The sequence below is a fragment of the Streptomyces sp. NPDC088794 genome, from assembly GCF_044750545.1.
GTDB lineage: Bacteria > Actinomycetota > Actinomycetes > Streptomycetales > Streptomycetaceae > Streptomyces.
This window is the reverse complement of sequence record NZ_JBIVKB010000008.1, coordinates 210,685-224,123: the sequence shown is the minus strand read 5'-3', so window position 1 is coordinate 224,123 and position 13,439 is coordinate 210,685. Positions and strand designations below refer to the sequence as shown.

General features: G+C 70.6%; 12 protein-coding genes and 2 tRNA genes. 11 read left to right on the top strand and 3 right to left on the bottom strand.

The window, feature by feature from the left end; genetic code table 11:
• Nucleotides 1-70 precede the first annotated feature (70 nt).
• Together ACIP6U_RS23665 and ACIP6U_RS23660 are read left to right on the top strand one after the other, a co-directional pair.
• Entirely contained in the window at nucleotides 71-559 is a 489-nt protein-coding gene (locus tag ACIP6U_RS23665) for a ribose-5-phosphate isomerase (RefSeq protein ID WP_401721104.1), read from the top strand.
• 105 nt (nucleotides 560-664) lie between these two features.
• Nucleotides 665-1,474: an Fpg/Nei family DNA glycosylase gene (locus ACIP6U_RS23660; RefSeq protein WP_401721101.1), complete on the top strand. Its 810-nt coding sequence runs from the start codon at nucleotides 665-667 to the stop codon at nucleotides 1,472-1,474.
• A 209-nt stretch (nucleotides 1,475-1,683) separates the two neighbouring features.
• On the opposite strand, the gene ACIP6U_RS23655 is transcribed toward ACIP6U_RS23660, so the two are convergent.
• Entirely contained in the window at nucleotides 1,684-2,913 is a 1,230-nt protein-coding gene (locus ACIP6U_RS23655; protein WP_401721099.1) for a GNAT family N-acetyltransferase, read from the bottom strand.
• Nucleotides 2,914-3,075: 162 nt separating this feature from the next.
• Between ACIP6U_RS23655 and ACIP6U_RS23650 the strand changes: the two genes are divergently transcribed.
• The 4 genes from ACIP6U_RS23650 (at nucleotide 3,076) to ACIP6U_RS23635 (ending at nucleotide 8,053) form a co-directional block, all read left to right on the top strand.
• Nucleotides 3,076-4,269 (top strand): PP2C family protein-serine/threonine phosphatase, encoded by a 1,194-nt coding sequence (locus ACIP6U_RS23650; protein WP_401721097.1) that lies wholly within the window; start codon nucleotides 3,076-3,078, stop codon nucleotides 4,267-4,269.
• Nucleotides 4,270-4,365: 96 nt separating this feature from the next.
• A complete protein-coding gene (locus ACIP6U_RS23645; protein WP_401721095.1) occupies nucleotides 4,366-5,160 on the top strand; it encodes an ABC transporter ATP-binding protein in 795 nt (264 codons plus the stop codon).
• Entirely contained in the window at nucleotides 5,160-7,592 is a 2,433-nt protein-coding gene (locus tag ACIP6U_RS23640) for an ABC transporter permease (RefSeq protein ID WP_401721093.1), read from the top strand. Before ACIP6U_RS23645 ends, ACIP6U_RS23640 begins: the two co-directional genes overlap by 1 nt.
• A 14-nt stretch (nucleotides 7,593-7,606) precedes the next feature.
• The gene (locus ACIP6U_RS23635) at nucleotides 7,607-8,053 is read left to right on the top strand and encodes an HD domain-containing protein (protein ID WP_401721489.1); all 447 of its coding nucleotides are present in this window, start codon (nucleotides 7,607-7,609) and stop codon (nucleotides 8,051-8,053) included.
• 17 nt (nucleotides 8,054-8,070) lie between these two features.
• Here ACIP6U_RS23635 and ACIP6U_RS23630 read toward each other — a convergent pair whose 3' ends face one another.
• Complete coding sequence (locus ACIP6U_RS23630; RefSeq protein ID WP_401721091.1) at nucleotides 8,071-9,177, bottom strand: acyltransferase family protein; 1,107 nt, start codon at nucleotides 9,175-9,177, stop codon at nucleotides 8,071-8,073.
• A gap of 394 nt (nucleotides 9,178-9,571) precedes the next feature.
• On the opposite strand from ACIP6U_RS23630, the gene ACIP6U_RS23625 reads away from it, so the two are divergent.
• Nucleotides 9,572-9,766, top strand: a complete 195-nt coding sequence (locus tag ACIP6U_RS23625) for a hypothetical protein (RefSeq protein WP_123999966.1) — start codon at nucleotides 9,572-9,574, stop codon at nucleotides 9,764-9,766.
• Between the two features lie 63 nt (nucleotides 9,767-9,829).
• Here ACIP6U_RS23625 and ACIP6U_RS23620 read toward each other — a convergent pair.
• Nucleotides 9,830-9,903, bottom strand: a tRNA-Gly gene (locus ACIP6U_RS23620).
• 166 nt (nucleotides 9,904-10,069) lie between these two features.
• On the opposite strand from ACIP6U_RS23620, the gene ACIP6U_RS23615 reads away from it, so the two are divergent.
• The 4 genes from ACIP6U_RS23615 to ACIP6U_RS23600 all read left to right on the top strand — a co-directional run bounded on the left by ACIP6U_RS23615 (nucleotide 10,070) and on the right by ACIP6U_RS23600 (nucleotide 13,382).
• Nucleotides 10,070-10,146, top strand: a tRNA-Pro gene (locus ACIP6U_RS23615).
• A gap of 163 nt (nucleotides 10,147-10,309) precedes the next feature.
• Nucleotides 10,310-11,698 (top strand): trigger factor, encoded by a 1,389-nt coding sequence (gene tig / locus ACIP6U_RS23610; RefSeq protein WP_401721087.1) that lies wholly within the window; start codon nucleotides 10,310-10,312, stop codon nucleotides 11,696-11,698.
• A 350-nt stretch (nucleotides 11,699-12,048) separates the two neighbouring features.
• Complete coding sequence (locus ACIP6U_RS23605; protein WP_124000436.1) at nucleotides 12,049-12,651, top strand: ATP-dependent Clp protease proteolytic subunit; 603 nt, start codon at nucleotides 12,049-12,051, stop codon at nucleotides 12,649-12,651.
• 50 nt (nucleotides 12,652-12,701) lie between these two features.
• Complete coding sequence (locus tag ACIP6U_RS23600) at nucleotides 12,702-13,382, top strand: ATP-dependent Clp protease proteolytic subunit (protein WP_401721084.1); 681 nt, start codon at nucleotides 12,702-12,704, stop codon at nucleotides 13,380-13,382.
• The last annotated feature ends 57 nt before the right edge of the window (nucleotides 13,383-13,439 follow it).

Genomic DNA, 13,439 nt, shown 5'->3' with positions numbered 1-13,439 from the left:
GTAGGGGACAGATTTTTCCGGCTGGACACCCGGCGCTGCTTCCCGGAAACAGCCGTGTCACACTCGGACCATGCGTGTGTATCTCGGTTCCGACCATGCCGGCTTCGAACTCAAGAACCACCTCGTGGAGTGGCTCAAAGAGGCAGGCCACGAGCCCGTCGACTGCGGCCCGCACATCTTCGACGCCGAGGACGACTACCCGCCGTTCTGCCTGCGCGCCGCGGAGCGCACGGCGGCCGACCCCGAGGCCCTCGGCATCGTGATCGGCGGCTCGGGCAACGGCGAGCAGATCGCCGCGAACAAGGTGAAGGGCGTCCGTGCGGCCCTGGCCTGGAGCGAGGAGACCGCCTCGCTGGGCCGGCAGCACAACAACGCGAACGTCGTCGCCGTGGGCGCCCGTATGCACACCGCGGACGAGGCCACGAAGTTCGTCGAGACCTTCCTGGGCACCCCGTTCTCCGAGGGCGAGCGCCACATCCGCCGGATCGAGATGCTCAGCACGTACGAGACGACGGGCGAACTGCCCCCGATCCCGGCCCACCACCCGCAGCAGGACTGAACAGCGAGACCGGCCGGTACGACATCGCCACCCTCGGGGGTCCGACGGACTCCCGAGGCGGACTCCCCGGGGCGGACTTCCGGGGGCCGGAAAGGAACAGGCACCGTGCCAGAGGGGCACACGATCCACCGGCTGGCGTCGGACTACGCCGACCGCTTCGCCGGCACGGCACCGCGCGTGACCAGCCCCCAGGGCAAGTTCTCGGACGCCGCGGCCCTCCTCGACGGCGCCGGGCTCACCCGCACCGAGGCCCACGGCAAGCACCTCTTCCTGGGCTTCCGCGACAGCGACTGGGTCCACATCCACCTCGGCCTGTTCGGCAAGGTGACCTTCGGGGACGCGCCCGCCCCGCCGCCCACCGACACGGTCCGGCTGCGGCTCGCGAACACCACGTCGTACGTCGATCTGCGCGGCCCCACCACCTGCGCGCTGATCACGGACACCGAGAAGCAGGCGATACACGGGCGCCTGGGCCCCGACCCGCTGCGCGCGGACGCCGACCCGACGACGGCGTACCGGCGGATCTCCCGCAGCCGTACGACGATCGCCGCACTCCTCATGGACCAGAAGGTGATCGCGGGCGTCGGGAACGTCTACCGCGCCGAGGTCCTCTTCCGGCACGGCATCGACCCCTACCGCGCCGGCAAGGACCTCACCCCGGCCGAATGGGACGCCGTCTGGGCCGACCTGGTCGGCCTCATGCGCGAGGGCGTCCGCAACAACCGCATCGACACCGTCCGCCCCGAGCACCTGCCGGAGGCGATGGGCCGCCCGCCGCGCGTCGACGACCACGGCGGCGAGGTGTACGTCTACCGCCGGGCGAACCTGCCCTGCCACATCTGCGGCGGCGAGATCAGCACCGCCGGCCTCGCCGCCCGCAACCTGTTCTGGTGCCCGGGCTGCCAGCGGCGCTGACCCAAGTCCGGGCGGGTCGCGCCGCGTTGTGGAGCGGGTGCGGCGGCCGCGGTGTCATCCACGACCGTGCCACCCGAGCGACATCCCCGCGCCACGTCCGCGGCGGCGCGGCCGACACTGCCGGACCAGCCGCCCGCGATTCTTCGTGCTGCCTCAACCGCCGGCAGAAGCGGGCGTGTTCAGGTGAGTCCCGCGCCCTGGGCGACGCACTAGAACCCGTGCGGCAACCACGGCGTGACCGTGGACGCGAACGCGAGTGACGCCTCCGCCAGCGCGCCGGGCCGCAGTTCTCGCACCCGGCCGGCGTCGGCGAGTGCGCCCAGGGTCACGCCGCCGAGGTAGGCCGCGCCCAACTCCCGTACGGACAGGGCGAGATCGGCCCGGTCCTCGGTGCGGGCGCAGGACGCGCCCTTCGGGTCGCCGGAGAGCCGCCAACGCCCCGTGTTCCAGGGGCAGAAGGCGTCCTCGACGTCGAACACCACGTCCACCGGCGCCTGGTAGGTGCGCGCCTCCAGCGCGGCCCCCACGTCCACGAGGCGTACGTGCAGCGAGTCACGGACGCGCAGCCCGCAGCGCCGGACGTCGGACACCATGTGCAGCCACGCCTCGTCCAGCGGACGCCCGCGCGCGGTCAACGACGACGTGAGGTCGATCCCGAACAGGAACCGCCACACCGCCGCGTGCGCCGCCGGGTCGAGGGACTCCGAGTCCTGCACCACCACCGTGCCCTTGGGCCCGCTGATCTCCCAGTCGGGCTTCACCCGGAACCGCGCGTACCCGACGACCTCGCCGTCCCGCTCCGCGAGCACGCACTGCAACGGGGACGCGCCGTCCCGCTCGCTCTCCGGGTCCAGCACCCACAGCCGCTCCCAGCCGGGCACCCGGGCGAGCATGCCGGGCCGCCCGGCCACCTTGCGCGCGTACACCGCCTCGCAGGCCTCGATCGCGTCGACCGGAGCGACGTACCGCAGCCGCACGTCGTCGGTGCCCGGCGGCACGGCCAGCCGGACCCGGGTGGTCTCCACCTCGACGTTGGTGTGGTGCGTGCCGACGCCGTACCCGAACCGCCCGTAGATCGCGGGCTCGGAGGCCGTCAGCACGGCCAACGGCTCGCCCCAGGACCGTACGTCGTCCAACTGCCGTCGCATCATCGACGTCAGCACCCCGCGCCGCCGGTGCGTGGCGGCCACCGAGACCATGGTCACACCGGCCGCCGGCACCGCGGCGCCGCCCGGCACGGTCAGCCGGAAGGCGAAGGCGCCGGCCGTGCCGACGCACGCGTCACCGTCCCAGACGCCGATGGAACGGTCGATCTCCGTACGCTCGCGCCACAGCGCCCGCTCCTCCGATGATTCCGGCACTCCGCCGAAGGCCCGGATGAGGCTGTCGTACCACTTGTCCCAGTCGTCCTGCCGAAGCACCCGCAAGTCAGTCCCCATGAACCATGCCTATCAGGGCATTGCGTGACGAGCGAGGGAATTTCTCCTTGACGGCGACGGATCGGCTTCCTGTGAAGTTCACTGTGAAGTTGAGCCTCGGACGGGGGACAAGTGGGACCTCCCGTGCCAAGCGGCTGGTCCGATGGATAGGGTCCCGAACTAATGGCAGCAGGACGAGAGCGGCGCGCGGAAGCCGACACGTTCACGGCCCGGTTGAAGATGCAGTGGCACCGGGCTCGCGTCGGCATGCGCCGAAGCGCCGTGGACTACTTCCGCGGCGACGGCTCCGACTGGGTCGCGCTGGCCGGACTGCTGCTCACCGTCCCGATCATCGCGGCCACGACCCTCGCCAACTCGGTGTGGTGCTCGCCGGCCGCGCTGGTCCTGCCGATCGTCGCGGGCGGCCTGCTGCTGCGCCCGGCGAGCCTGCTCGCCCTGTACGCGGCCGCGGCCACCGCGCTGATCGTGGAGTCCGTCGAGCTGGGTCCGTACACCGAGGGGCCCTCCCGGGTCACGCCGGGTGTGGTGCTGGTGGTCGCCGCGTGCGGGTTCTTCGGGCTGCTCGTCGCGCAGTTCCGCAGCCGGGTGGGTGTGCCGTGGCGGCGGGGCGGCACGATGCTGTTCGACCTGCGTGAGCGGATCCGGGTGCAGAGCAAGCTGCCCACGCTGCCGGACGGCTGGCACCGGGAGATGGCGCTGCGTCCGGCGGGCGGCCAGTCCTTCTCGGGCGACTTCGTGGTCGCGGCCCGTACGAACGGCGGCCGCACGATGGAGGTCGTCCTCACGGACGTCTCCGGCAAGGGCATGGACGCGGGGTCGCGTGCGCTGCTGCTGTCGGGAGCGTTCGGCGGCCTCCTCGGCTCCCTGCCCCCGCACGCGTTCCTCCCCGCCGCCAACGGCTACCTGCTCCGCCAGGACTGGGACGAGGGCTTCGCGACCTCCATCCACCTGGTCCTGGACCTGGACTCCGGCGACTACGAGCTCTACTCCGCGGGCCACCCGCCAGGCCTCCAGCTCAGCGCGGGCAGCGGCCGCTGGGAGGAGAAGGCCGCCGACGGCCCGCTCCTGGGTGTGTACGACGGTGCCCAGTTCGACCCTGTGAAGGGCTCGCTGCGGCCCGGGGACGTGTTGATGCTGTTCACAGACGGCCTGGTCGAGACCTCCGACCGGGACATCGTCGAGGGCATCGACCGCCTCACCGGCGAGGCCGACCGGTATGTGGCCGGGGGTTTCCACGGCGCGGCCTGGCACCTGATCGAGGCGGTCGCCAAGGACGTGAACGACGACAGGGCACTGCTGCTGGTGTGCAGGGAGGGGCCGACGGCGGCGGCAACGTCCACGTCAAGGCCTGCCTAGCCTCGCGGAGGGACCGGCACGGTGGGGTTTACCCCCGCCCCGATCCGCCAGCCGCCCTCATCGTCCCGGCCCCCCTCCGATCCGTACGTTCGAGACATGTCATCGGACCGGAAGAAATCAGGCATGCCGGACGCGCCGGGCGAGTGGGCGGTCGAACTCCACGGAGTGACCCGTCGCTACGGCCGCGGCAGCACCGCCGTACACGCCCTGCGCGGCATCGACCTCACCCTCCCGCGCCGCAGCTTCACCGCCGTGATGGGCCCCTCCGGCTCCGGCAAGTCCACGTTCCTCCAGTGCGCGGCCGGCCTCGACCGCCCCACCCGCGGCACCGTCCGCCTCGGCGGCACGGACATCACCGGCATGAAGGAGAACAAGCTCACCGCGCTGCGCCGCACCCGCCTCGGCTTCGTCTTCCAGGCCTTCAACCTCCTGCCGTCCCTCACCGTCGAGCAGAACGTCGTCCTGCCGACCCGCCTGGCGGGCCACCGCCCCGACCGCCGCCGCGCCGCCGAGGTACTCGCCCAGGTCGGCCTCGCCGACAAGGCCCGCCGCCGCCCCGGCCAGCTCTCCGGCGGCCAGCAGCAGCGCGTCGCGATCGCCCGCGCCCTGGTCACCCGCCCCGACGTGGTCTTCGCCGACGAGCCCACCGGCGCCCTGGACACCACGACGGCCGCCGAGATCCTCGCCCTGCTCCGCGACGCCGTCGACACCCACGGCGCCACGGTCGTCATGGTCACCCACGACCCCACGGCCGCCGCCTGGGCCGACCGCGTCCTGTTCCTCGCGGACGGCGAGATAGCCGACCACCTCAACCGCGCCCCGGCCTCAACGATCGCGTCCCGCATGACGGCCCTCACCACCCGCCCGACCTACGCACCGGCGGCGGCGTGATGTTCGCGCCCAACGGCCTCGCCCGTGCGGCCCTCCGCTTCCGGCCCTCCGCGTTCGTCGGTACGTTCATCGCGCTCGCCATGGCCGCGATGATCACGTCGGCCTGCGGCATCCTCCTGGAGACCGGCATACGGGCCGAGGTCCCGGCCGGCCGGTACGCCGCCGCCCCCGTCGTGGCCGCCGCCGAGCAACGCGCCCACTACGGACACGGCGACGGCGCGGACAGCGAACCGATCACCGACCGGGCTCGGCTCGACGACTCGCTCGTGGCCAGGGCCGCCTCGGCACCCGGCGCACGCGCCGCCGTCGCCGACGTCACCTTCCCCGTCGGCGGCCCCAACGGCCCCCTCACCGCCCACAATTGGACCTCCACCACCTTCACCGGCGAGCGGCTCACCGTCGGCCGCGCACCGCACCCCGGCGAGATCGTCCTGAGCGGGAAGACGGCCTCCGTCGGGGAGCGCGTCAGCCTCAACACCCCCGACGGAAGCCGCACTTACCTCGTCTCCGGTACCACCGGCACCCGCGCCGGCACCGCCTGGCTCGCCGACTCCGACGCGCTGCGGGTCTCCGGTCACCCCGGGAAGATCGACGCCGTCGCGGTGCTCCCGAAGGACGGGGTCGGGACGGGGACCCTCAAGTCCCAGGTGGCGCACGCCCTCGGCGACCGGGCCGAGGTCCACACCGGCACCGACCGAGGCGGTGTCCAGGACCCGACGCTGGCCGAGGCGAAGGAGGTGCTGATGGGCATCGGCGGTTCCTTCGGCGGCGTCGCCACGATGGTCGCCGTCTTCACCGCCGCCGGCACCGTCGCCCTCGCCGTGGGCCAACGCGCCCGCGAATTCGCCCTGTTGCGGGCCCTCGGCACCACCCCGCGCCAGATCCGCCGCACGATCGCCACCGAGACCCTCCTGATCGCCCCGCTCGCCGGCGCCCTCGGCTGCCTGCCCGGAATCGCCCTGGCCCGCTGGTGGTTCGGCCAGCTGAAGGACAAGGGCGCGGTACCGCAGGCCGTCGACTTCGCCGTCTCCTGGATCCCGCTCGTCTCCGCGACCGGCGCGGTCCTGCTCACCGCCCTCGGCGCCGGATACATGGCCGCACACCGCAGTTCCCGCATCAAACCGGGCCAGGCGCTCACCGAGGCGTCGGTGGAACGGCTGCGCCCCGGCTGGATCCGCACACCCCTCGGCATCGCCGCCGCGGCCGGCGGCTGCGTCTGCGCGGGCCTGTCCGCCTCCCTCACGGGCGAGGACGCGGCCAACGCGGCCCTGGGCATCGTCTGCCTCTTCATGCTCGCCGTGGCGCTGCTGGGTCCCTTCGTGGCCCGCGCCTGCGCCGCCCTGTTCGGACTCCCGCTGCGCGGCGCCGGCGCCCCGGCCGCGCTGGCCGCCGCCAACTCCCGTACCAACGCCCGCCGCTTGGCCTCCGCGATCACCCCGATCGTGCTCGCGATGGCCTTCTCCTCGGTGCTGGTCTTCATGCACACCAGCGAGGAACGCGTCACCGCCGACCAGCAGCACGCCGGCCTCCTCGCCGACCATGTCGTCACCGCCGACCCGGGCCTGACCCCGCAGGCGGTACGACAGGCCGGGAGCGGCCCCGAAGTCACCGCCGCCGTCGGCCTGTTGAAGACCTCCGTGCTCGTCCCGATCACCGGCGGCCTGGACTCGGCCACCGCACAGGGCGTCACCGGCTCCGTCCGCGACCTGACCGCCGTACAGGATCTGGACGTGAAGCACGGCCGACTCTCCCTCGGGCGCGGGGAGATCGCCGTCGACGCGTCCCTCGCCGACAACGCCGACGTCAAGGTCGGCGACCGGTTCCCGCTGCGCCTGCCCGACGGCACCAAGGCCTCGCCGGTGCTCGTGGCGACGTACGGACGCGGCATGGGGCTGTCCCAGGTCACCATGGCCCGCGCCGACCTCGCCACCCACGTCAGCTCCGCCTTCGACACCGAACTGTGGACCAAGGGCGGTACGGAGAAGGGGTTGAAGGCCTTCGGCACGGTTCTGGACCGCGCCGACTACACCACCGCCCAGTCCGTCGACCGCGAGCTCAATGCCTGGGCGAACGGCGTGATGGCCGGCGTCCTCGGCGGCTTCGCGGCCGTCGCCGCCGTCAACACCCTGGTGATGACCGTCCTCGACCGGCGCGGCGAACTCGGCACGCTCCGCCTCATCGGCTCCACCCGCCGCCAGGTGCTGCGCATGATCCGCTGGGAGGCCCTTCTGGTCGCTCTCGCGGGCATCGCCCTCGGCACGGCCATCGCCCTGGCCACGCTGATCCCGATGATGAACGGGCTGACCGGACAAGGGCCTTACATCCCGCCGCTGGTCTACGGCTCCTTCGCCGGCGCGATCGTCGTCCTCGGCCTGACGGCGGCGACCCTTCCCGCCCGTGCGGCGCTGCGCAAGGAGACACTGGAGGAGTGACCGGCACCGAAACGATGACGCTGACCGAGGTCGAGGCCACCGCCCGCGCCGCCCACGAGGGCCAGACCGACAAGGCGGGACGGCCGTACGGCGAACACCTGGCGGCCGTGGCGGAGGGCGTACGCGCGCGGGGCGGCGACGACGACCAGATCGCGGCGGCCTGGCTGCACGACGCCGTCGAGGACGACGCGCTCTCCGCGCACTGGCTGGAGCAGGCCGCGCTGAGCCGGCGTACGAAGGACATCGTGCTCGCCGTCACCAAGCGGGCGGGGGAGGCCTCGGAGACGTACGCCCGGCGCATTCTCGACACCCCGGGCGCCCTGCTGGTGAAGCGCGCGGACCTGGCGCACAACGCGGACCCGGCGCGTATCGCCCGCCTCGACGACGAGGCGACCCGGACCCGGCTGACCGAGAAGTACGCACGGATGCGCGCGCTTCTCGGTCTGGACGGTGAACGGTGAACGCTGACTGAGGAGCTCTAGGCCGAGACCTTCTCGCGCTGCTCCCGCTGTTCTTTCTGCTCCCGCGTCTCGTCGCGTCCGCGGGCCGCCTCCGCCGGGTCGGGCCTGAAGGCCCACCTCATCTCGGGCTCCATCGCGAACTTGAAGACCCGCCGCACCGGCGCGGTGCACAGCGCGGTGATGACGGCGCCCGCGACGAGCGTCACGAAGATCTCGCCGAGCGGCCGGTGCAGCCACTTCGGCTCGAACCAGCCGTAGTACTCACCGGCCTTGATGACGAAGCCGTGCAGCAGATAGCCGTAGAGCGTGCCCGCGCCGAGCGTCGTGAACCACATCCGGCGGCCCGGCACCCAGGCGAAGAAGCAGGCGGTCAGCAGTACCGAGCAGCCGAACAGCGCGAGCACCATGACCGGCCCGGACCACCAGGGCGCCACCAACTCCTGTGCGGCGTCCCGGTGGAAGAACCACGCGGTGTTCATCCGCGGCACCGCCCACCAGCCGACCGCCAGCGCGACGGTGAAGACCGGCACGGCCACGATCCGCATCCTGCGGGTGCGCACCATCCGGAAGTGCTCCGGCTTCAGGCACAGTCCCAGCACGAAGTACGGCAGGAACTGCAACACCCGCTGCAGGTCCAGGTCGTCGCCGATCTCCGGCGAGACGGACGCGAACATCGCCACGCCGAGCGCGAGCGGCAGCGGCCAGCGGACGGCCTTCCACAGCGGGGTGGTCAGCCGCCAGATGAACAGCGCGACCAGGAACCAGGTCAGGAACCACGGGTCGAGCAGCGTGATCCGCATGCCCGGGTCGTCGTTGCCGTAGCGCTGGAAGAGGCTGTACGCCGTCTCGAAGATCACGTACGGGACCAGGACACCGGTGACCAGCCGCCTGAGGCGGTCGGGGCGCATGTCGAAACTGCGCGAGAAGAAGCCCGAGATGATGATGAACGCCGGCATGTGGAAGGCGTACACGACCGTGTAGACACCCTCGAGGATGCGGCTGCCGCCCTTCAGCGGCTCCCACGAGTGGCCCATGGCCACCAGCACGATCGCCAGGTACTTGGCGTTGTCGAAGAACGCGTCGCGCTGTTTGTCGGGTGTGCGCCGGGTCGCCTCTTGGAACATCTGAGGCACCTTAGTGGCGCCTCCGCGTATTCGTAAAACTCGCCGCGTTATTCCTGGTTGGAGCGTTGCAGGCACCTAGAAGGTCTTCTTGACGTCCGGCTTGTCACGTTTAATCCCGACGAAAGGGCGCATAAGGGCAGGCGGTCAACTCCTCTGAAATTTCTGCTCGAAATGCCTGCGAACACACTGTGTGGGTATGGAAACGATGCTGCCGAATTACCGGTCGGAGCGCTCCGGGGCTCATGGCCAAGGCAAAGGTCGGGCACAGGAGTGGCCGACGATGCCTCACGCGCCGCATACGGAGGCCGGGTTGGTGGCACGATGGTCCTGGCGGGGTGCGCGAGGTCGCGTCCCCCGGGCCGGGTGAGCGGACCGACCGAGGGTGTGATGAGTTGTGGCCATTTCGCTGTCAGTGGTGTTGCTGTTGGCGATCATCCTGGTGGTGTTGCTCAGGGGGGGATCCATCAAGGCGGGCCCGGCGATCGTCGCCGTGCTGTTCGGCTTCTTCCTCGCCTCGACCGGCATGGCCGACGACATCCAACGGTTCCTGAACTCCATAGCGGAGACCATCAACTCGATCCAGTTCTAGGTCTCCCGCGGTGCCGTGAACGCCGCAGGGCCCGGTTCGTCCGAACCGGGCCCCGAGGTCGTATGGAGCGGGCGACGGGAATCGAACCCGCGTAGCCAGTTTGGAAGACTGGTGCTCTACCATTGAGCTACGCCCGCACAGCACGCGCCGCAGGTCGGAGCGACCGCGGCACACAAGGCATCGTAGCGGGTCACCACCCCTCGTCGCACACCCCGTTTCCCGTCCGTACCGGCCGGTGACCGACGCTGGTGAAATGCGGCGATCCCGGGGCCTGCGGGCATGTACCCTACGTGTCGCACCAGACGGGGTGTGGCGCAGCTTGGTAGCGCGTCCGCTTTGGGAGCGGAAGGCCGTGGGTTCAAATCCCGCCACCCCGACCAGCTGCCGGTCGACACCGGCGCACTCACGCGATCACGTCCGGTGATCGCGTCCCGTGATCGCCTTTGGGGCGTGTCGCCGCTGCCGTTACTATGCAAGCTGCATGCCCGCGTGTCTCTGCAGCCGGGCACGATCCCTAAAGTCAGCCCCCAAGGAGACCCAACCGTGAAGAGCGCCGTCGAGACCCTGAACCCGACTCGGGTTCGGCTCAGCATTGAGGTGCCCTTCGAGGAGCTCAAGGACAGCCTCGACGCGGCGTACAAGAAGATCAACCAGCAGGTCACGGTGAAGGGCTTCCGGAAGGGCAAGATCCCGGCGCGCGTCATCGACCAGCGGTTCGGCCGCGGTGCGGTCCTGGAGGAGGCGGTCAACGACGCTCTCCCGAAGTTCTACACGGAGGCGGTCAACGAGGCCGAGCTCAACGTCCTGGGCCAGCCCGAGGTCGACATCACGGACCTGAAGGACGGCGAGACGCTGAACTTCACGGCCGAGGTCGACATCCGTCCCGCCCTCGAGATCCCGGACTACTCCGGCATCGAGGTCGAGGTGGACGCCGTCGAGGTCAGCGAAGAGGACATCGACCAGTCCGTCGAGCAGCTCCGCGAGCGCTTCGCGTCGACCTCCCCGGTCGAGCGGGCCGCCGAGGACGGCGACGTCGTCACCATCGACCTGGAGGCCAAGGTCGACGGCGAGGTGCTGGAGGACGGCATCGCCAGCGGCGTCTCCTACACCATCGGCTCGGGCGAGCTCCTGGACGGCATCGACGACGCCGTCAAGGGCCTCGAGTCCGGTGCCGAGGCCACCTTCGCCTCCGAGCTCAAGGGCGGCTCCGCGGCCGGCCAGGAGGCCGAGGTCACCGTCAAGGTCACCCAGGTCGCCGCGCGCGAACTGCCCGAGCTGGACGACGAGTTCGCGCAGCTCGCCTCGGAGTTCGACACCCTGGAGGAGCTGCGGGCGGACAGCCGCAAGCGCCTCGAGAACATGAAGCAGTACGACCAGGCCACCCAGGCCCAGGAGCGCGTGCTCGACAAGCTCCTGGAGCTCATCGAGGTGCCCGTCCCCGAGAAGCTGCTCGAGGACGAGATCAACACCCGCAAGCACAACCTGGAGCACCACCAGCTCGGTCAGATGGGCCTCGACCTCCCGAAGTACCTGGAGATCCAGGGCAAGACGGAGGAGGAGTTCGAGACCGAGACGCGTGAGGCCGCGGTCAAGGGCATCAAGACCCAGTTCGTCCTCGACGAGCTGGTCAAGCAGGAGAAGCTGAACGTCAACCAGGAGGAGCTCACCGAGCACCTCATGCGTCGTGCGGCCTCCTCCGGCATGTCCCCCGACCAGTTCGCCCAGGCCGTCGTCGAGGGCGGCCAGGTCCCCCTCCTCGTCGGTGAGGTCGCCCGCGGCAAGGCCCTGGCGGTCGTCGTCGAGGCCGCCACGGTCAAGGACACCAACGGCGAGGTCATCGACCTCGACGACGAGGACGAGACCGCGGAGACGGTCGAGGCGACCGAGGCCGCCGCCGAGGAGACCCCGGCCGAGGAGAAGACCGAGGCCTGAGCCACGGCGCCTCAATAGGTCGTAGGGCGGGCCCTGGGGACTTTGACCCCGGGGCCCGTTCGCCTACCTAGGTATGCCGACCTCAGGGGCGCGGGGAACTGCGCGCTGAACCCCCACCGGCCGTGAGCCGCCTACGAAACAGGTCCACCACGGCGAGTAGGCGACTGCGGACCGCCGGAGGCACTACGCCCCCGGCGAACACCCCCCTTCCCGGGATTCACTGGACGAGCCTGCGCGTTAGGGTCCATGAATACGGGGAGCAGGGGAGTACCCCGAAACCCCCGGACGGGAACACGTGAAGACGGCCCGGCGCCGTCGTAAGACGAGCAGGTGGATACGTGACGAATCTGATGCCTTCCGCCGCCGAGCCTTCCTTCGGTGGTGGCCTCGGCGACCAGGTCTACAACCGGCTGCTCAACGAGCGGATCATCTTCCTCGGCCAGCCGGTCGACGACGACATCGCCAACAAGATCACCGCGCAGCTGCTGCTTCTCGCCGCTGACCCGGACAAGGACATCTACCTCTACATCAACAGCCCCGGCGGCTCGATCACGGCCGGCATGGCGATCTACGACACCATGCAGTACATCAAGAACGACGTGGTGACGATCGCCATGGGCCTCGCCGCCTCCATGGGCCAGTTCCTGCTCAGCGCGGGCACCCCCGGCAAGCGCTTCGCGCTGCCGAACGCCGAGATCCTGATCCACCAGCCGTCCGCCGGACTGGCGGGCTCGGCCTCCGACATCAAGATCCACGCCGAGCGTCTGCTGCACACCAAGAAGCGCATGGCGGAGCTGACCTCCCAGCACACCGGTCAGTCGTTCGAGGAGATCACCCGCGCCTCCGACCGCGACCGCTGGTTCGACGCCGACGAGGCCAAGGAGTACGGCCTCATCGACGAGGTCATCACGACGGCAGCCAACATGCCGGGCGGCGGCGGCACCGGGGCCTGAGGCCCCCTGCAAGCCCCCAGCCGACCGCCTCAGCCCCTAGGAGAGAGACAGTGAACGACTTCCCCGGCAGCGGCCTGTTCGACCGCACGCGCGCCGAGTACACGGGTCCCGCGGCGGAGTCCCGTTACGTCATCCCGCGCTTCGTCGAGCGCACCTCGCAGGGCGTGCGCGAGTACGACCCGTACGCGAAGCTCTTCGAGGAGCGCGTGATCTTCCTCGGCGTCCAGATCGACGACGCCTCCGCCAACGACGTCATGGCGCAGCTGCTGTGCCTGGAGTCGATGGACCCCGACCGGGACATCTCGGTCTACATCAACAGCCCCGGCGGCTCCTTCACGGCGCTCACGGCCATCTACGACACGATGCAGTTCGTGAAGCCGGACGTCCAGACGGTCTGCATGGGCCAGGCGGCCTCCGCCGCCGCGATCCTGCTCGCCGCCGGTACGCCGGGCAAGCGCATGGCGCTGCCCAACGCGCGCGTGCTGATCCACCAGCCCTACAGCGAGACCGGCCGCGGACAGGTCTCCGACCTGGAGATCGCCGCCAACGAGATCCTGCGGATGCGCGCGCAGCTGGAGGAGATGCTGGCCAAGCACTCCACCACGCCGATCGACAAGATCCGCGAGGACATCGAGCGCGACAAGATCCTGACCGCCGAGGAGGCGCTCTCCTACGGTCTGATCGACCAGATCATCTCCACCCGGAAGATGAACAACGCCGCCGTCTCCTAGACGGAAGGCTGTATCGTCTGCCGCCCCTTGGCATGGTTCATGTGCTTTGACACGCTG

Bases quoted from the DNA above. Each gene is read 5' to 3' on its own strand.
- ACIP6U_RS23665 (WP_401721104.1), top strand. From the start codon at position 71: ATGCGTGTGTATCTCGGTTCCGACCATGCCGGCTTCGAACTCAAGAAC.
- ACIP6U_RS23655 (WP_401721099.1), bottom strand. From the start codon at position 2,913: ATGGGGACTGACTTGCGGGTGCTTCGGCAGGACGACTGGGACAAGTGG.
- ACIP6U_RS23650 (WP_401721097.1), top strand. From the start codon at position 3,076: ATGGCAGCAGGACGAGAGCGGCGCGCGGAAGCCGACACGTTCACGGCC.
- ACIP6U_RS23645 (WP_401721095.1), top strand. From the start codon at position 4,366: ATGTCATCGGACCGGAAGAAATCAGGCATGCCGGACGCGCCGGGCGAG.
- ACIP6U_RS23640 (WP_401721093.1), top strand. From the start codon at position 5,160: ATGTTCGCGCCCAACGGCCTCGCCCGTGCGGCCCTCCGCTTCCGGCCC.
- ACIP6U_RS23635 (WP_401721489.1), top strand. From the start codon at position 7,607: ATGACGCTGACCGAGGTCGAGGCCACCGCCCGCGCCGCCCACGAGGGC.
- ACIP6U_RS23630 (WP_401721091.1), bottom strand. From the start codon at position 9,177: ATGTTCCAAGAGGCGACCCGGCGCACACCCGACAAACAGCGCGACGCG.
- ACIP6U_RS23605 (WP_124000436.1), top strand. From the start codon at position 12,049: ATGCCTTCCGCCGCCGAGCCTTCCTTCGGTGGTGGCCTCGGCGACCAG.